The organism is Nocardia sp. CDC153, assembly GCF_035818515.1.
Lineage (GTDB): Bacteria > Actinomycetota > Actinomycetes > Mycobacteriales > Mycobacteriaceae > Nocardia.
Genome location: NZ_JAYKYU010000002.1, coordinates 781,959 through 799,350, shown reverse-complemented (window position 1 = coordinate 799,350; position 17,392 = coordinate 781,959). Strand labels below are relative to the sequence as shown.

The following is a 17,392-nucleotide window of genomic DNA, read 5'->3' as shown; positions in this document are numbered from 1 at the left end:
TGACGGAGCAAGCCCTCTACAGGGGATGGGCCACTCTGATGGGGTGGCCAAGTTGGAGAAGCGGTTAGCAGGCACAGGCGACATGGCCTAGAGACACGAAAAGACCCCTCCCCGTTGCGGGAGAGGGGTTCTCAATCATCTCGGCCCTTTCCTCGACCGAACAACGCCTGAATGATCTTGGCACGGTCTTTCGGCTCGGTGTCTTTCAGGGCGATCTTGAGCTTGAGGACTGAGGCAACAGCGAAGGGACTGGAGGCCGCGGCAAGCTCAGCGGTCCGCACCACAGCATCGAAGCTCATGCTGCCAAGCTAGTTGCACGCATCACAAATGAACCCAGAAATTTGGGCTACATATGTAACCCACAATACCCACACAGCGTGGGTAACGTCCCCACCAGCGCTGCCCGGATTTCGCTCGTTGAACTGGCGTTTTCCTACCCGAAAATTCACTCTGACCTAGTGAAATAAGGCAGCTCAACCCATTTCGAAAATTTCGACTAATGTGTTGCATGTCACGCATTTAAGACCGCATGGTACCGAAACGCCGTGTGCGACACGCCGTTACGGATGAATCACGTGTTCCTGGTCTAGGCGACCCGAGAAGTCAAGGGCTCAGTGAGGTGCCTGGACTGCTTCGAGCCGATCACCGAGCAGAACCGGCCTGACCGTACCCACTGCTGCACCTGATTCGGGGACCACTCCGATTCCTAGGCTTGCCCGCATGTCTCCATTGATATCGTCAGATTCGATGTGACGCTGCCGCTCTGGGGCCCATATCCATGCGCGATGCCTGAAGATCGGGTACAGATGATCTGGCCCGGGCATGGTGCAGTGCTCGGGGAGGCTGCGGGGCAAACGGGGAGGGTAATCATGCTTCTTGCCCAGGATGGTTGGGTTCTGACGGACACTCAGTCTCGGACGATCATCGCAGTGGTGGCGGTGATCATCGGCTTTGTTCTGAAGGAGGTTGCCGATCAGATTCGCGATCGCAAGAAAGTCAAGCGCTTGACCTACAGTATGAGTGTCGGTTCGACGTTGGCGGATGTCCCAGAGACCCTGGTGCAGAAGGTGTCCGTTGAGTTCGAGGGCCGCCCAGTGGAAGGCCAACTCTACGAGGTCACATGCAGCATTGAAAATGCCGGGCATCTGGTCGTGAAGAATGAATACCTGCGCTTCAGCTTCCCTGAGCGTTCCCAGATCCTGGATGCGTACATCCTTGGCGATCCGCCTCCGGAGTATGGCATCGAAGATGCGCCCCTTCCGAACCAGGCACCGATCGACAAACGGTGGGTGGTCGCGCACCTTGAACGCCGACAGACAGCCAGCTTTGGCTTCCTTGTAGCCGGGCCGGTGTCGACGGCACCGAAACTCTTCGGTCACAACGAGGCTGGCGACGTTGAGTTGAACCCAGCGGGGCGGAACGTCGATCGCGACGACGTATCCCACGTCCGACCCTTGATGACGTACGCCCTACTCAGCGTCCTCATACCGGCAGCGCCGTTCGAGTTCAGCAGAGTTGTCACCAGCGTCGTACAGCTTCTTCTGCTGATCTTGACGATCCCCCATTTGTACCCGGTCGGGCGTGTACTGGCAGCGTTCCTGGCACGGCCTGACGAAAAGCCCAGGACCAGGGCGGACGTCATGATCTACAACTCGGAAATCAGAGCGGGCAACATTGGGGGCGGCAGCAATCAAGGCCTTCTTACGCAGCATTCCACTCCGGACGAGCAAGAGCCCACCGCTTGATGCATCGGTTTTGAATTCCGAGGAAGAAAATCAGTGGGAGTCGTTGGGCGGCATAGGAATCAGCGGGGGCAGTGCCGCGATGGCCTCCCGTAAGGACGTGATAATCGGCTCGACCGTGGGGACAGCCGCAGCGAAAGCGTCCACGCCGCTGGCGACCTGCTGACCGACGGGCATCGAATCGGCAGGCGATGGCTGCGGAGCAGCGGGGGCTGCGGTCTCAATCACCGGCGGAGGATCGGCAGGTTTGGGAACGTCGACGCCGCCGCCCAGAGCGCCGGCGGTTGCGCCACCCAAGACGGCCCCAGCGGTAGCGCCTACCGCGATCATGGGGACAGCGGCGACCGCTGATCCGGCCAGGCATCCCAGCCCGGCACCAGCCGCGGCGCCGAAGGGCATCCCGACACCGAAGGCAGTCGCTCCGATAGCCCCGCCCGCGAGTCCGCCGACGATCGCCCCGATTCCGCAGCCGACGAATGCGGCGGGCACCGAGGCGATTTCTGCTCCCGCAACTCCAGCCACGAGGCCGCCGGTCAGGGTCGAGGCGGCGCGGCGATCGGATTCGTCGCGGCTGAACCCGAGGGTGTCGTATCCGGCGGCAATCTGCCATTCCGTGTAATCCAGATACGCCTGGACCTTGTCCCGAGTCTTGGTGTCCAACCAGTCCGGAACCGAAACGGTGGTGTCACCGGCCCGCAGGGTATGCGGGTCCACAGGTGTTTCGGGTGATGTCCCGACCGGTTGCGGTCCTTCAGGGGCATCTGGTTCTGTAACTGGCGGCTGTTGAATCAGGGTGTCGGACTGTGGGGCGTGTTGCTGTTGTGGGCGTGGACGTGCTGGTGGGGCAGGCGGATCAGGTAAGTAGTCCGCCAGGCTCGGTGGGGCTGCGGGAGGGGCTGGCGCGGTACTGAGCCCTGGTTGCCCGTCTCCGGGCACCGCGAGTCCGGGCTGTCCCGAGGCGCTCGCTAGACCCTGCCCCGAGACGGTGAGGATCGGCAGAGCGACCAGCGCCGTGAGTGTGCGTGTCGTGGTCATGTATTCACACCTCGATCCGACCGGTACACCGCCGGATCGATCCTTCGGAGCGGAAACGACCGCTTGCGGTGATCACGCTGTTCGGGAGCCTACTCAGAACCCCGTGTGCGACAACCCGGCTCGCGAACCTGGCACGGACGGTCCCACCGCTGGCATGCCAACCGCGCCACAGACTAACTGAGCACGGTGGGGTGGGGGCGTGAACGAGACGGGCAGGCCCCGCCTGCCCGGCACCATCGCCCGTCTCGGTGCCGCAGAGGCTCCCGGCCAAGGAGGAATTTCCCATTACCGGGCCGACTGCTGATCACCGTCCGCCACAGGGAAATTCGTCCTTGGGCGCGGAGGGGCGGCACCGTTAAAATCGCGCCCCCACCCCACTCGCCGAACATCAGGCGCGCCCGAACAGCCAACTTAGCGCAGAAGTCGCGCCGTCGCCCGAGTTTCGACACGCCGAGCAGAACCGCAATATGCCAGCGGCGCAACACAAGTCATTCACCGGCATACAGCGGTACCCTCAGCGTCCGACCGTACGGAAAACACGGATCTTCGTCGAAAACGGTGCGAGAACGACGGTAGCTCAGGGTCGGCGTTGTGCACGCGAGTCGCATGCCTTCCCACCCTCAGACCAGCGGTGATGTGCTTCATGCTCAGAGGACAGCAAATACACCCATCAGTGCGTATTTGCTGTCCTCTGAGCATGAAGCAGAAGAAGAGTCAGAGGGTGGGAAGGCGAGAAACTGTGAGTAACAAGAAAATTCAGTAGAAGAGAGAGATAGGTAACGTTGGGTGAGAATCGGTGAGGTCCGGTGCAAGGTGGCGATGGGTGACGAGGCGGGTAACCGGCGGCTGGGTGAGTGGTAGCGCACGGCGGTGTGGTGGCGTCCGGTGCGAACGCGGCGGCACGTGTGGTCCGGCCGAGTGTGACCGGTGGCGGTCTTGGGTCCGGTGATGGGCCTGGTCTGGTGTGCCCGAGCAGGTTTGTGGATTCCCTGGGCGCGCGCCGCATGGTAGCCGCGCCGCCCCTCCGCGAGACAAGGACGATTTTCCGGCCGTCGGTCCGTGCTCCACTTGCGGTGCAGTGACCGGAAATTCGTCCTTGTCCGGGAGCCTCTGCGGCGCGACGGGCAGGCGATGAGGGCAGGCCGCAGGGGCCTGCCCCTCGCAGAGCGCGGCGCGCGCCCAGGGAATCCACGCTCTCCGAGGGCTCCCATCCCGTTGACACGTACGTGTCAAAACCATTGGGCCGCTGGTTGACACGTACGTGTCAAAGCTCCCGGAAGGACCTGGAGATCATGACCGACTCCGACACCATCACCGGCCTGCTTGTTTCCGCAGTGGAATCTACTTGGGCCGCCATCCGATCCCGTCACCCGGACGTGCCCGAGGTGGTGCTGACCGTGGGCTCCGGCTCGATCGGCAGTGACCTCACCTTGGGGCACTTCGCGCCGAACCGGTGGGTGCGCGGTGAGTATGAGCTCCATGAACTGTTCCTCGGCGGCGAAGGACTGCAACGGGGCGCTGTCGGGGTGCTCGGTACCTTGCTCCACGAAGCCGCCCACGGTGTCGCAGTAACGCGCGGGATCAAGGACACCAGCCGCCAGGGCCGCTGGCACAACGAGCGATTCCGCGCCCTCGGCGAAGAACTCGGGCTCACCCTCGAGCATCACGACAAGATCGGATGGTCACTCACCACTGTGCCGGACCAGACCCGCGAACTGTACCGAGACGAACTAGAAGAGCTCACCTTTGCGTTGGTGGCCTACCGTCGCAGTGAACCGGGCCGACGCGGTGGACGCAAGTCCAACAACAACGGTCTATCCGTCGAATGCAACTGCGGTCGCAAGATCCGCGTCTCCAAGACCGTGTTCGAGACAGCGCCGATCTACTGCGGCGGTTGCGGCGCGGAGTTCAGCGCTGAGAGCGAACCTGGGGGAGGGGACTCAGTTCAGATTGAGTTCACGCCGGTCAGTTCACGTTGAGTTCACGACAGCAGAAAGGCCCGGTGGAAACCGGGCCTGAACTGGTCAAACGTTGGTGCGCGATACTGGGATTGAACCAGTGACCTCTTCCGTGTCAGGGAAGCGCTCTCCCGCTGAGCTAATCGCGCAGGTAAATCCCCCTGAGAGCGGATGACGGGATTCGAACCCGCGACCCTCACCTTGGCAAGGTGATGCGCTACCAGCTGCGCTACATCCGCACGCTCACCCGGCCCGGAAGGCCGATTGGCTTGCGGGAGAGAACATTAGCCTATGGGTGGGTGGTAAATGCAAATCGCCTGGAAAACCGGGTGATTCGGGCGTGGCGGCGAGATCAGTCGGTGACCGGTTGCGGCTCGAGCGCGGGTGCGGCCTGGGCGCGGGAAAGACGGACGGCGGCAACGCACATGACGATGACCGACAGCGCCACGAAGGCGGTGCCGACCGGGCCGCTGCGCAGCCGCTCCTCGAGGACCGTCATGCCGAGGAAGGCCGCGCCGAGGGGTTCGGCGACGGTGAACGCGGGCAGCGAGGCCGAGAGCGGGCCGACCTGGTAGCCGCGCTGCTGCACATAGAGTCCGAGCATGCCGCAGGCGACCAGTACGTAGAGCTCCCAGCCGGTGAAGGCGCTGGCGATGCTTCGGCCGAACTGCTGGGTCACGCTCTCGGTGAGCGCGGCGGAGATGCCGAACAGGAGTCCGGCCGCCGAGCCGAGCAGCAGGGCTTGCAGGGTGGGCACCCGCACCGTGGTGGCGACCGCGATGCCCGCCACGATCAGGCCGATCAGCAGGCCGAGCGGCAACATCCAGTGATGCCACGGCGCGTCCGTTACCCCTTCGGTCGGCGCGCCGACCACGAGGAAACACGCCAGCGCGATGGACAGCGCCCCCGCCTGCGCCCACATGGTCCCGGTGACCCGCCGCCCGCTGTAGTGCGCCGCCAGCGGCAGCGCGAACACCAAGGCGGTCACCAGAATCGGCTGCACCACCAGCACCGACCCCAGCGCCAGCGCCGCCACCTGAAACCCGAACCCGCCCGCGTCGCCGATCAACCCGGCCAGCCACCGCGGATTCCGAATCAGCCTGGCCAGCAGCGCATCCCCCTCGGGCACATCCGCCGCCGCCCGCTGCTGCGCCACCGCCGACACGGCGAACAGCACGGCCCCGACGAATGCGCAGACCACCGCTGCGATAGGTAGATTTCCCACCCGGCCAGTCTGCCGGACCCACCCGGTCCGGTCGGTCGGCAGGTGGGGCATCGGCGGTTCGGGCCTAGACGGGGTCGAGGGGGAGACGGGCGGGGGTCGCGCCGTGGTAGAAGTAGCGGCCCAATCCAATGGTGAAGATGAGCATTCCGTAGGCGGCGTGCTCGACCGAGGCGGTGAACAGGGAGCGGGTGCGCAGATAGCGCGCGGCGAAGAGCCAGCCGCCGACACCGCTGGCCGCCACCGAGAACCAGCTGCCGAACAGGATGTGCACGTAGCCGAAGGCCGCGGCGCTGGCCGCCACCATGCCCGGGCCCTCACCGAAAACCGGCTTGTACCTGTGGAACAGGAAGGACCGGAAGATCAACTCCTGGGGGTAGACGCTCAAGACGGGGTACAGCACCATGACCGCCAGCCAGATCAGCGGATTCCGGCGCGGCAGGTCGAACAGGTCATTGCGGTGCACCACCGCCGTCGCCGCGGTCAACGCCACCGCATTGACCCCGGCCGTCACCGCCATCGACCGCGCCTGCTCGGGAAACGCCTCGGCCCGCCACAACGACTCGCGATCGAATCCCCGCGCCCGCCGCAGATATACCGTCACCCCCGACGCGAGCACCAGCAACGCCGGAATCGGCGGCTTCCCCCGCATCACCGCGTTGTACAGCGTCGTCCCCCCGAAGAACAACGCCACGTACTCCGCCGCCAAATAGGCCCGCCGACTCGGCCGAATCCTCATGCGCTACACCCTAGCGTTCACACCTTCGTGCGGGCTTCGGCCGGAATCCGCTTTTCCGAAAGGGATTCCGGCCGAATTCGGATCAGGCCAGTTGGACGATCGCGGTGGCGCGGCCGAAGATCTTGCGGCCCTCGTGGGTTGCGCTGATCGCGACCGTCGCGGTGCCGTCCCGTTCGTCGACCGATTTCACCTTGCCGGAGAATTCGATTGCGGTAGGGCCGGTTTCGGTGACGTAGACCGGGTTGCTCATGCGGACGCTGTACTGCTCGAGCGCACCCGGGTCGCCCAGCCAGGAGGTGACGAAGCCCGCGCCGTAGGCCATGGTCAACATGCCGTGCGCGACCACACCGCGCTCCAGGCCGACCGCGCGCGCCGCTCCGGCATGCCAGTGGATCGGGTTCGCGTCGCCCGCGACACCGGCGTAGCGGACCAGATCGCCGACCGTGAGAAGTACGGTGCGGCAGGGCAATTCATCGCCCGCGGCCAGCGTGCCCGCCGCGCGTGAGTGGCTGCTGCGATACGCGGCGACTGTCGGAGCCCAATCGATGAGCTCGGTGCGCCGCGGGGCGCGCCGAATGAAGGTGTCCATGCCGCGATGCATCAGATCCCCGATCAGCCCGTGCGCGTCGGCGTGCTCGTCGGACTGCTCGGACCGCGCGATCACACTGGTCGTCCCCGTCAGCACCGCCTCCCCGTGCTGATCGGTGATCACATTCTCGAAGACGAACATGTCGCCGCCGAAGGCCTGCCGGAACGACTTCAACGCCACATTGCTGGTCACCCGATCGCCGACCATGACCGGCCGGTGAAAATCCATGACCTGATCGGTCTGCACCGAGGCCCGCAGGTCGTAGCCGGTCAGCATGCCGCTCATGGCGTGCTGCACCGGCGGCGCGAGCATCGACAGGAACGTCGGCGACGCCGGCAGCGTCGGATAGCCGAGCTCGGTCGCGGCCCGCTCGTCCCAGTGCACCGGATGCTCGTCCTGAACGGCGGCCGCGTACTCGCGCACCTTCTCCCGTCCGACCTCGTAATACCCGTCGAGCTGAAAACGGCGGCCCACCATCGAGGTCGCGTGCGCGATCGGGTCGAACGTCACGGGCTCAACCGTATCGGTGGAACCGGACTGCACAATGGTCAAGACGATCCCCTCTGCCAGATGTGGACGGAAGTCAACCGACCGAAACGCTCGAGCACAAGGGAGTCCGTGTGAAACGGCACCCGCCCGCATCCGAGCCATCGAGGTGGAGCAGGCGGCCACCGGATTCGCGCGGCGGTACGCGCAGAATAACCACCGCCGGTGAGCGTCAGGCGTGCGGGCGCAGTTCAACGCAGCACCGGCCCGGCTCGGGGGCCAGGACGGCGTCGACGGTATCGGCCTCGAGCCCGGTCAGCACCCCCGCGAGATAGGCGCGGTTGAGACCGCAGACCAGCTCGGGTTCGGCGGCGGCAAGCGGGTGAAAAGGACAGTTGCGCAGCCGAATACAGTCCGAAGCGGCACGAGCGGGCTCGAACCCCTGCTCGGCGAGCACCGCTTGCAGCAGCGTCAGCGCACGCTCGGTGCCCAAGCGGCCGGGCCGCAGCTGGGCGCGGGTGGCCGCACCGAGTTCCTGGCCACGGTCGGCCGCGACGCGGTGCGCCGCGTCGCGGGCGGTCTCGCCGGTGCCCTCGGTGAGCACCGCGCCGAGGAGAATCTCGGCCAGCACGTCGTGGCGGCGCTCCGGAATGCTCACCCGCACTTCGGTATCGGTGGGCTCGTACACCTTCGGTGCGCGCCCGACCCGCCGAATCCCTTCGGCCTGACCGTAACCGGCCCGCAGCAGCCCGGCGTCGACGAGCTTGTCCAGGTGGAACGCGGCGAGCTTGCGGGAGATGCCGACCTGTTCGGCGGCCTCGTCGCGGGTGACCGGCCGCCCCGCGCGGCGGATGAACCAGTACATCCCGCGCCGCAGCTCGTCATCGAGCGCGGCCACGGCTCCGATCGCCGAATCGCTGGTCACGCGACCACCATAACGCCAACGGTGTTGGGCGAAGCGGCGTGGGTAGTGCGTCGGTGTGGCGGATTTGACCCGCGCCGCGAATAACGCCAATAATCTTTGGCGTAAATATCCCAAGGTTGGGAGGCTGCGATGGCAAGCGACACCGATCGGCACAGCGATATGCAGCAGGCAAGTGACATTCAGCAAGCCAAACGCCCGGTCAGCGCCGCGCTGGCCGGACCGTACGGGCATCCGTTCCACCCGATCCTGGTCACCGTCCCGATCGGCGCGTGGGTGGCGAGTCTGGTCTTCGACCTCGGCTCCCACGCGGTCGACGATCCGGACTTCCTGGCCCGGGGCTCGGTCTGGCTGATCGGGCTGGGCGTGCTCGGCGCCCTCGCGGCGGCCACGCTCGGATTCCTGGACCTGTTCGCCATCCCGACCCGAACACCCGCGTTCCGCACCGCACTGGTGCACATGAGCCTGAATCTCGCCGTCACCGTGGCGTACGCGCTGAACTTCTGGTGGCGTGAATCCGGCTCCGGCCCACACGGATCCGTTCCGATCGGGCCGCTCGTGCTGTCCATCGTGACCCTCGCGGTGCTGGCCGTCTCGGGTTATCTGGGCGGCAAGCTCGCCTATCACTACGGCGTCCGCGTGGCCGACGAGGCCACCCAGGCCGCCGGTTTCCGGCACTGAAACCCCGTATCCCACTCATCTTTTGGAGGAACACCATGGGCATAGCCGCTTTGATCCTCTGGCTGCTCACCGCCACCGGAGGTTTCGTCCTGCTCGGCACCTGGATCGCCAAGGGCGGTGTGCGCCAGCCCGGCAGCAGTCGCCTGCCCGCCCCGGTCCTGTTCGGCCACTTCCTGCTCGCCGCCGCGGGACTGATCGTCTGGATCGTCTACCTCGTCATCGACAACGACGCCCTGTCCTGGATCGCCTTCGCCCTGCTGGTTCCCGTGGCCGCGCTCGGCTTCTTCATGCTGGCTCGCTGGCTGCCGGTCTACCGCTCCCGCAACGCCATCGCCGCGGCCACCACCACCGCCCCCGAACGCCACTTCCCGATCGCCATCGTCGGCGGCCACGGCCTGCTCGCGGTGGCGACCGTCGTCCTGGTCTTCCTCACCGCCCTCGGCGTAGGAAGCTGATCGCCCGGGCCTGCCAGACCTCCCAAAAGAGCCGCGCCACAGTCTTTCCGGCGTAGGACCGTCCCCCGAACTCGTTCGGGGGACGGTCCGTCCCCTCCTGCCGCTGCCGCTCCAGCTCCTCCTCGCGGTGCCGCCGCCGATCGCGCTCGATCACCCGAGCGCACAGCCGCACCACCACATCCTCGAGCTCCATCCCCAGCGACCGCGCCCGCAGCGCCGCCATCTCCAACGCCCACTCCCGATCCTCGGGCTCGGGATCACTCAGAATCTCATCCAACGCCATCCCGTCAATGGCCTGATCCTGCGTCAAATCCCACCCGGGCAACCAACTCAACACCCAGGTCCCACCCCCGGGCCCGGGCACCAAATGCGCGGTCTCGGGCGTCATATCACTGGTAATCGCACGCCCGGATATCCGAAGCGCCATGGTCGTTCACCCCCTCGGGAAGTAGTCACCGAAAAGGTATGCCCGCGCGCTTGTAACTCCCTAGCGATTTCCTTGTGGTGCTGGGTCAGAGGGGTATCGATGGCCACCAGGTGTCGACCAGGGCCTGGGCGTTGGGTTCGGAGTAGGCGATCAGGGTGCAGAAGTCACGGCCCGTGTCGGCGTTGAAAAAGATGGCCAGGACGCCCGCGGTTCTCGACCCGTCCTCGTTCGGGAAGTGGCCCCAGGTCATCCAGCCGCTGCCGATCGAGCGAGTCCACGGCTGAGAGCCGTCGGTGATGTCGTTGTCCGGCAACGGTGTCGGGGGCCAGGAACTGCGGTCGGCTTCACAGGCGATCCGCAGCTGATGCAATGGCTGCTTGTCGCCGTTGCAGGTCATCGAGGCGATCCCGCTGGCCGGGACGGAAAGGTCCGCCGGAGAGCCCTTTTCGTCGAGCGCCCCACAGCGCATGCCCTGGTATCCGGCGGCGTCCGGGGACGCGGGCAGCAAACCCGGGAACCGCTGTGGAATGAACGAATAGCTACCCCAGTTCGCGGTCCGTGCCGCGGACGTGGTCGCCGAACTCTTCGGGGCCGCCGGGGTGGAACTCGATGCGGTTGTCGCCGGGTGCGCGGAGCCAGCAGACGAATGCTGGTGCAGCGCAATGGCAGTCGTAGCGACCGCTATGACGATGCCCGCGGCGGCGGCCAGCAGGCCCATACGCCGTCGGCCGATGAGACGCCGCGAACCCGACGGCGGTGTCGACGCGACGGCGAGCGCCGCCCTGGCATCGGCTGCCAGCGCGCCACACGACGGGTAACGCCGATCGGGGTCCTTGTCCATGGCGCGGGCGATCACGGCGTCCAGCGCGACCGGCAACTCCGGGCGTATCGCCGTCGGGCGCGGCGGTGGCGCGGTGAGCTGGGCCTCGATCGTCGCCTCGGCGGTCGGTCGCGGAAACGGGGTCTGCCCCGTCAGCAACTGGTAGAGGGTGGCTCCCAGGCCGTACACGTCGGTACGGTGATCGACGCGCAGTCCGCGCAGCTGTTCGGGCGCGGCGTAGGCCAGCGTCGCCAGCACCGACCCGGCCGCGGTGAGCGCGGTGGAGTCGGTCACGCTGCGGCCGATCCCGAAGTCGCTCACCAGCACCCGGTCCGGCCGGTTCTCGCGCGCATCGATCAGCAGGTTCGCCGGTTTGACATCACGGTGGACCAGCCCGGCACGATGCGCCTCGTCCAAGCCGCGGGCGGCCTGCTCCACGATGTCCACGGCATGCTCCGGCGCGAGCGGTCCCCGGGCGCTGAGAACCGCGGCGTCGCCTCCGCTCGCGTACTGCATGGCGATCCAGAGCCGACCGTCGAATACGCCACGGTCATGGACGGCAATGACATTCGGATGATTGAGGCGTGCCGTGAGGTCGGCCTCCCGCAGGAACCGAGCCCGGAATTCGGGATCGAGGCAGTGTTCGGCGGACAGAACCTTCAGGGCATCCCGGCGCGGGAGGCGGGGATGGCGCGCCAGGTAGACCTCGGCCATCCCACCCTCGGCCAGCAGGCCCTCGACGAGGTATCCGGCGAAATCGGTGCCCGGGCGCAGTCGATCGCTCATCGCGCCGCCTCCGCCCGCACCAGCAGGGCGTACTGCGCGGAGATCTTCAGTTGGGCATCGGCGAGCGTGCGGCTGTAGGTCTGCACGTCGTAGACCCCGTAGAGGGCCCGGCAGGCGAACCGGACGTCGTACCGGCCGCCGCCGACGAATTCACTGCAGCGGACGTCCGGAATCCCGGAAGGGGTGGGCGCGGCCCGCATACCCGGATCGTTCAATTCGTCTGCGGTTTCGGTGAATTCCTTGCGGGCGGCGACCGCGTCGGGAAACCGGACCAGGATATTGGGGCCGCGGAACGCGATGATCATGTCGTCCTTGTCGACGGGACTGTCCTTCTTCCATTTGCCCCAGCGATGGGTGGCGCGCGGGCCGTAGACGACGCCGCTGGGCAGCAGCCGGGCCTTCCAGCCCGCGTTCGTGTCCGCATCCACCGACAGCACCGTGGGCCGGGGCCACACACCGGGCGCCTCGGGCAGCATGCGGGCCAGCATGCCCTCGGAATCCAAGGGCAGCGAGGCGAATTCGCCGACCGGCGTGGGTGTGAACTCGCGCAACCTGGTCGCCTGCGCGGTGAGCGCGCTACGCGCCAGACCGGTGAGCGCGGCCAGGTCGATGCCGGGATATCCGGCCAGCACGGTGATCACATAGGCATCCTGTGCCTCGGTCGCGGCCAGTGTGGGTACGGTCGGACGCCAATGCGCATGCGCACCAGCGTGATCCGGAATCGCCACCGGCACGTTCTCCGGGCTGACCGCGGTATCCACGGCGTCCATCTCCGCGGCGGCCCGCCGGGCCCGGTCCGCGTCCGGGAAACGAATGGCCATGACGGTCAAGAGTCGAGCGTGGCCGACGGCCACATACGGGTCGATCTCGGAATCGGCTCCACCGACCGAGAATCCCGCCAGCATGCCGTACTTGCCGAGTACCGCGCGCACCGGTTCGGACAGGTAGACGGCCTTCTCGGCCGAGGGGATCGGCACCGACGCGGCATTGCCCAGGCCGTACACGAGCGTGGGGTCGGCCTCCACCGGGTCGATCATCGCCTCGCCCATGCGCACCGACTCGAGGATGCGTCCGTCGGCCTCCGTTCCCGCCGGGGCCGCGGTCAGCGGTTCGGTGCCGTAGGGCCCGACCGTCAAAGTCGCGGGATCGAGCGTGGCGGGGCGTGGGTGACCCGGCACCGCGCAACCGGCGAGCAGTACCGACGCCGCGATCGCGCCCAGCGCGATGCGATGAATCCTGCTGCCGCTCATACCGATACTCCCGGCCACCACAGCGTATGCAGGTAGCTGGCGGAGCCTTGGGCCTGGACCCGCCACCAGCAGAACGACTCCTGCGGATTGTCGAAATACACGTCGAGCGCCGCCATCTGGGTACCCGCGTTGGATTCGTAGCTGCCCCAGCGCAAGTAGCCGGTCCCGGTCGGCCGGGTCCAGCGTTCCTCACCTTCCGTGCGGTAGGTCCAGGGCTGCGGGAGGATCGGTGACCGATCGGCATTGCACGTCACGAAGACGCTCCACACCGGATTCCGGTTCCCCCAACACCACAGCTGACCCTGCGCCGCCTGGTCGTAGAGCGAGACGTCGTTGTGCTTCGAATCGACGGCATGACAGTTGTACAGCTCCTGGTATCCCACGCCGTCCGCCGAGACCGGAAGCAGGTTCGGGAAGGCGTCGGCGACATAGGCGTACGCGCCCCACAGCGCCGCTTTCAATTCCGGAGACCTGGTGCTCGCGACCGGGGTCGGCTTCGGGGTCGCCGGCGCCGCGGTGTGCCGGACGGGGATCGCCCACGCCGAAATCCCCACCGCCGCGGTGATTATCACCACGGCGGCGACGGTGAGCCACCGCACGCGGCGAGAGCGCGGTCGCCGGGGAGCGAGCGACGCGGGACCGACCGCGTCGATGGCCGCATCGGCCAGCGCCGCGCAGTCGGGGTAGCGGTCCTCGGGTCGCGGCGCGGTGGCACGCGCGACCACCGCGTCGAGTTTGGCTGGTAGCCAAGGGTTCTGGGACGAGGGCGGCATCGGGCGGGCGGGGTCGGGACGCACCCCGGTGAGCATCTCCGAGAGCAGGCAGCCCAGCGCGTACACCTCCGAGCGGCGCTCGCCGGGCAGTCCGGCCGTCTGTTCGGGGGTCGGATAGGTCGGTGCGGCCGCTTCGTCGGGGCCCGGGGCGGGCCGGGGCAGCCCGTACCCGGTGAGCACCACCCGATCCGGTTCACCCGGCCGTTCGGCCACGATGACGTCGGCGGGATTCAGGTCGCCGTGCCGCAGGCCGTTGTCGTGCAGTTCGTCCAGTGCCTTCGCGACCTCGGCGACAATGCGCACCGCGCGGGCCGGATCCAGTCCACCCAGACGGATGATCTCGGCCACGTTGACGCCGTCGACATGCTCGCTGGCCAGCCACAGCAGGCCGTTGTCCACGCCCGCGTCCCGGACCACCGCCAGATTCGGATGACGTTGTCGCGCGGCCAGTTCCGCGGTCGCCAGGAAATGGTCGCGGAAGGCGTCGTCACCGCTGTACCGCGGCAGCAGGACGGTCAGGTCGTCGAGGCGATCCAGCCGGGTATGACGGGCCAGGGCCGTGGTTCCCATCGCGGTCGAGCCCAGTCGGCGCTCGATTCGGTACTCGGCGAAGCTGGGTTGGGTCGGTTCGCTCATCGGGCCCTCCTTTCCCCGCGGGTGCGGTCACAACGGCGCATCGCGCCACCATCGATCGAACAGGTCGTCACCGGACGTGCCACCCCACACCCCGAGCAGACAGAAATTCCTTGCCACATCGTCGAATTGGACCTGGAGAAAGCCATACGGCCCGTTGTGGGGGCCGCGACCGGACTCGGTGCCGCTCGACACTCGGATCTGGCCGTGGCCGGAGGTGCGCTGCCAGGGTTCGGTCCGCAGCACGGTGGTCTCGGGATCGGGCGACGGCATATCCCTGGGCGTGTGATTCACCCGGCAGCTGACTGCGATCATGGAGACGGGGTTTCGGTTCCCCTCACACTCCAGTTCCGCGGTTGCTCCCAGCGGATCGGTGAGGGTCAGCCGGTCACCGTCGGCAGTGACCGGGTGGCATCGCAGGCCCTGGTAGCCGCTGGCGATCGGGGACGCGGGCAGCAGGGTAGGGAAGGCCTGCACCGCGAATTGGTAAGTGCCCCAGGCGATCGGACTGCCGCTCGAGGACGGGACAGCCGAGGTCGGCGCGGCCGACACCGACGTCGGAGCGGTCGTCCTCGCCGAGGTACCCGAATCCTGGTTCAGCACCATGGTTCCGGCAAGTATCGCGGCCAGTACCGTGCCCGCCGCACCCGCGAGGAACCAGCGTCGCCGGTACCAGCGTCGTGTATTCGGCTGCCTTCGTGCGGGATTGGATCGCGAAAGCCGTGGTTTGCGAGACCCGATCCGGACGGTCGCCGTGGACACGACGCCGCCCGGCGGGTCGAGCGCGAGTGCGGCGGCCCGGGCGAGTTCACCGCATGACGGGTAGCGGTCCGACGGCCGCTTCGCCATCGACCGTGCGATCACCTCGTCGATCGCCGGAGGCAGTGCCGGGTTCACGACGCTCGGACGTGGGGGCGGCTCCATCAGATGGGCCTGCATCACCGCCGCCGCATTCTCGTGCGGGAAGGGCTTTGCGCCGGTCAGCAATTCATACAGCGTGCCGCCGAGCGCGTAGATGTCGACTCGTGGATCGAGCGCCTCGGCGCTCAGCTGTTCCGGCGCGGCATAGGCGATGGTGGCCAGGACCGACCCGTCCTGGGTGAGGGGAGTGGCCCCGGCCAGTCCCCGGGCGATACCGAAGTCCGAGACATACACCCGCTCGGGTTGGTCGGGTCTCGCCTCGAGCAGGAGGTTGGCCGGTTTGACGTCCCGGTGCAGCATGCCCGCCCGATGCGCCTCGTCCAGGCCGCGCGCCGCCTGCTCGACGATGTGCAGCGCCTGGTTCGGGGGGACTCCGTCGCGATGGCGTCGAATCAGGGTCGCGGCGTCGAAGCCGTCGACGAATTGCATGGCGATCCACAGACATCCATCCGTCTCGCCGCGATCGCGCACGGCGACGATGTTCGGATGGCTCAGGCGCGCGGCCAATTCCGCCTCCCGGCCGAACCGGGCGCGATACTCGGGATCGTCGCTGTACTCCGCCGGTAGCACCTTCAACGCCTCGAACCGCGGCAGGCGGGGATGCCGGACCAGGTAGACGGTGCCCATGCCGCCGCGGCCGAGGATGCGTTCGATCCGGTATCCCGCGAAAACCGTTCCGGGGCGCAAGAGTTGGTCCTGGGCCATGCCTAGCCGCCGTTCACGAGCAGGCCGTACTGCGCGGCGGCGCGCTGCCGCACGCCGGTCGCGTCGCGGGCCATGACGATCGCCGTGTAGCGCCCGAACTGGATCTTGCAGATGAAGTTGGACATGCCGACCTTGTCGGGGGTGAGGTTCTGGTAGCAGCTGACATCGGAGACACCGGCGGGCGGATCGGTGGGGCGAAGGGTGGTGTCGGCGGCGTCGGCGGCCTGGACCTTCTTGATTCGCTGGTGTGCGGTGACGACGTCCGGGTACCGGAAGACCGCGTTGAATCCGTTGGTGACCATCGCCTCCGGCGGCGATCCGACCTCACCGTCCTTCCGCCCGCGGAACAGCATGGTTGCCCGCGGGCCATAGGAGAAGCCGGTAGCGGACAGCGCCGTCCCCCAGTCCGCGGCACGATGCTCACTGATGGATACGACGCCCGGATACATCCACCGGTCGGGCGCGTCCGGGACCATCAGGCGCACCATGTGGTCGGGATCCAGCGGGAGTGCCGCGAGGCGATTCGCGGGTGTGGGCGTGAAGTTCCGCAGCAGCGGTGTCTGGGCGTCGAATGCCTTGCGCGCCAATCCGGTCAGGGCGGCGAGGTCGGGGGAGGTATGGCCGATCAGGAGGCTGATCACATAGTCGTCCTGCGCCAGGGTCGCGGCCATGGTGGGGACGCTGGGGCGCCAATGCGAGTGGGCCGCAGGGTAACCCGGGACGGTGACGGCTACGTTCTCCGGATTGAGCGCCGCGTCGACCGTGTCGATCTCGGTGGCGGCCTGCTGTGCCGCGGCGGTGTCGGGAAAGCGCAGCACCAGTGCGACGAGGACCCGGCCCTTGCCGACCTCGACACCGTGCGAGCCGGCGACGACGTCACTGCCGGCGACCATGCATCCGGCGAGCATGCCGTGCCGCTCGAGCACCGAGCGCACCGAATCGGCCAGCACCGTCGCGGCCCGGGCCGGGGTCGGTACCGGTGCGATCGTGGATGCGTCCGGGGCATGGGTCAGCGCCGCATCGACCTCGGTCGGATCGAGCATCGCCTCCGCGAGTCGGGCCGACTCCAGCACGTGTCCGGTCGTCTCCGTGCCGACGGGAGGTTCGAGGGGGTCGACGCTGTACCGTCCCGTGTCCAGCGCGGCCGTATCCGGCTTGTGCGCCACCGGTTTTCCGTCCGTCGTGCAGCCGGTCAGCAGCGCCGCGATCACCAGGGCGGGAACGCCCAGGGAGAGAAGTTTCCTCATT

16 protein-coding genes and 2 tRNA genes are annotated in these 17,392 nt (G+C 67.2%); 4 read left to right on the top strand and 14 right to left on the bottom strand.

The window, feature by feature from the left end; genetic code table 11:
• Window positions 1-131: 131 nt before the first annotated feature.
• The gene (locus VMT65_RS12130; RefSeq protein WP_326308208.1) at window positions 132-299 is read right to left on the bottom strand and encodes a hypothetical protein; all 168 of its coding nucleotides are present in this window, start codon (window positions 297-299) and stop codon (window positions 132-134) included.
• Window positions 300-869: 570 nt separating this feature from the next.
• Between VMT65_RS12130 and VMT65_RS12125 the strand changes: the two genes are divergently transcribed.
• Window positions 870-1,745 (top strand): hypothetical protein, encoded by an 876-nt coding sequence (locus VMT65_RS12125; protein ID WP_326308207.1) that lies wholly within the window; start codon window positions 870-872, stop codon window positions 1,743-1,745.
• A 30-nt stretch (window positions 1,746-1,775) separates the two neighbouring features.
• Here VMT65_RS12125 and VMT65_RS12120 read toward each other — a convergent pair whose 3' ends face one another.
• Window positions 1,776-2,456, bottom strand: a complete 681-nt coding sequence (locus tag VMT65_RS12120; protein WP_326308206.1) for a hypothetical protein — start codon at window positions 2,454-2,456, stop codon at window positions 1,776-1,778.
• 1,613 nt (window positions 2,457-4,069) lie between these two features.
• Between VMT65_RS12120 and VMT65_RS12115 the strand changes: the two genes are divergently transcribed.
• Complete coding sequence (locus VMT65_RS12115) at window positions 4,070-4,756, top strand: hypothetical protein (protein WP_326308205.1); 687 nt, start codon at window positions 4,070-4,072, stop codon at window positions 4,754-4,756.
• A 53-nt stretch (window positions 4,757-4,809) separates the two neighbouring features.
• On the opposite strand, the gene VMT65_RS12110 is transcribed toward VMT65_RS12115, so the two are convergent.
• The 6 genes from VMT65_RS12110 to VMT65_RS12085 all read right to left on the bottom strand — a co-directional run bounded on the left by VMT65_RS12110 (window position 4,810) and on the right by VMT65_RS12085 (window position 8,696).
• A tRNA-Val gene (locus tag VMT65_RS12110) sits at window positions 4,810-4,884 on the bottom strand.
• Window positions 4,885-4,901: 17 nt separating this feature from the next.
• Window positions 4,902-4,974 (bottom strand) — tRNA-Gly (locus tag VMT65_RS12105).
• Window positions 4,975-5,087: 113 nt separating this feature from the next.
• Entirely contained in the window at window positions 5,088-5,960 is an 873-nt protein-coding gene (locus tag VMT65_RS12100; RefSeq protein WP_326308204.1) for a DMT family transporter, read from the bottom strand.
• 64 nt (window positions 5,961-6,024) lie between these two features.
• On the bottom strand, window positions 6,025-6,696 hold the full coding sequence (locus tag VMT65_RS12095; protein ID WP_326308203.1) for a CPBP family intramembrane glutamic endopeptidase: 672 nt from the start codon (window positions 6,694-6,696) through the stop codon (window positions 6,025-6,027).
• A gap of 82 nt (window positions 6,697-6,778) precedes the next feature.
• Window positions 6,779-7,795, bottom strand: a complete 1,017-nt coding sequence (locus VMT65_RS12090; protein ID WP_326308202.1) for a fused (3R)-hydroxyacyl-ACP dehydratase subunits HadA/HadB — start codon at window positions 7,793-7,795, stop codon at window positions 6,779-6,781.
• 208 nt (window positions 7,796-8,003) lie between these two features.
• A complete protein-coding gene (locus tag VMT65_RS12085) occupies window positions 8,004-8,696 on the bottom strand; it encodes a helix-turn-helix transcriptional regulator (RefSeq protein ID WP_326308201.1) in 693 nt (230 codons plus the stop codon).
• A gap of 129 nt (window positions 8,697-8,825) precedes the next feature.
• Here VMT65_RS12085 and VMT65_RS12080 point away from each other — a divergent pair, with 129 nt between their 5' ends.
• Both VMT65_RS12080 and VMT65_RS12075 read left to right on the top strand, forming a co-directional pair.
• On the top strand, window positions 8,826-9,374 hold the full coding sequence (locus tag VMT65_RS12080; protein ID WP_326308200.1) for a DUF2231 domain-containing protein: 549 nt from the start codon (window positions 8,826-8,828) through the stop codon (window positions 9,372-9,374).
• 35 nt (window positions 9,375-9,409) lie between these two features.
• Window positions 9,410-9,829 (top strand): hypothetical protein, encoded by a 420-nt coding sequence (locus VMT65_RS12075; RefSeq protein WP_326308199.1) that lies wholly within the window; start codon window positions 9,410-9,412, stop codon window positions 9,827-9,829.
• On the opposite strand, the gene VMT65_RS12070 is transcribed toward VMT65_RS12075, so the two are convergent.
• From VMT65_RS12070 to VMT65_RS12045, 6 genes are all read right to left on the bottom strand, one after another.
• The gene (locus VMT65_RS12070) at window positions 9,804-10,217 is read right to left on the bottom strand and encodes a hypothetical protein (protein ID WP_326308198.1); all 414 of its coding nucleotides are present in this window, start codon (window positions 10,215-10,217) and stop codon (window positions 9,804-9,806) included. The two genes, VMT65_RS12075 and VMT65_RS12070, sit on opposite strands and share 26 nt — an antisense overlap.
• Window positions 10,218-10,341: 124 nt before the next feature.
• The gene (locus VMT65_RS12065; RefSeq protein ID WP_326308197.1) at window positions 10,342-11,862 is read right to left on the bottom strand and encodes a serine/threonine-protein kinase; all 1,521 of its coding nucleotides are present in this window, start codon (window positions 11,860-11,862) and stop codon (window positions 10,342-10,344) included.
• Window positions 11,859-13,112: a DUF7373 family lipoprotein gene (locus tag VMT65_RS12060; protein ID WP_326308196.1), complete on the bottom strand. Its 1,254-nt coding sequence runs from the start codon at window positions 13,110-13,112 to the stop codon at window positions 11,859-11,861. Before VMT65_RS12060 ends, VMT65_RS12065 begins: the two co-directional genes overlap by 4 nt.
• The gene (locus VMT65_RS12055; protein ID WP_326308195.1) at window positions 13,109-14,521 is read right to left on the bottom strand and encodes a serine/threonine-protein kinase; all 1,413 of its coding nucleotides are present in this window, start codon (window positions 14,519-14,521) and stop codon (window positions 13,109-13,111) included. The genes VMT65_RS12060 and VMT65_RS12055 overlap by 4 nt, the downstream gene beginning before the upstream one ends.
• 27 nt (window positions 14,522-14,548) lie before the next feature.
• On the bottom strand, window positions 14,549-16,144 hold the full coding sequence (locus tag VMT65_RS12050) for a serine/threonine-protein kinase (RefSeq protein WP_326308194.1): 1,596 nt from the start codon (window positions 16,142-16,144) through the stop codon (window positions 14,549-14,551).
• Window positions 16,145-16,146: 2 nt separating this feature from the next.
• On the bottom strand, window positions 16,147-17,391 hold the full coding sequence (locus tag VMT65_RS12045) for a DUF7373 family lipoprotein (RefSeq protein ID WP_326308193.1): 1,245 nt from the start codon (window positions 17,389-17,391) through the stop codon (window positions 16,147-16,149).
• Between the last annotated feature and the right edge of the window lies 1 nt (window position 17,392).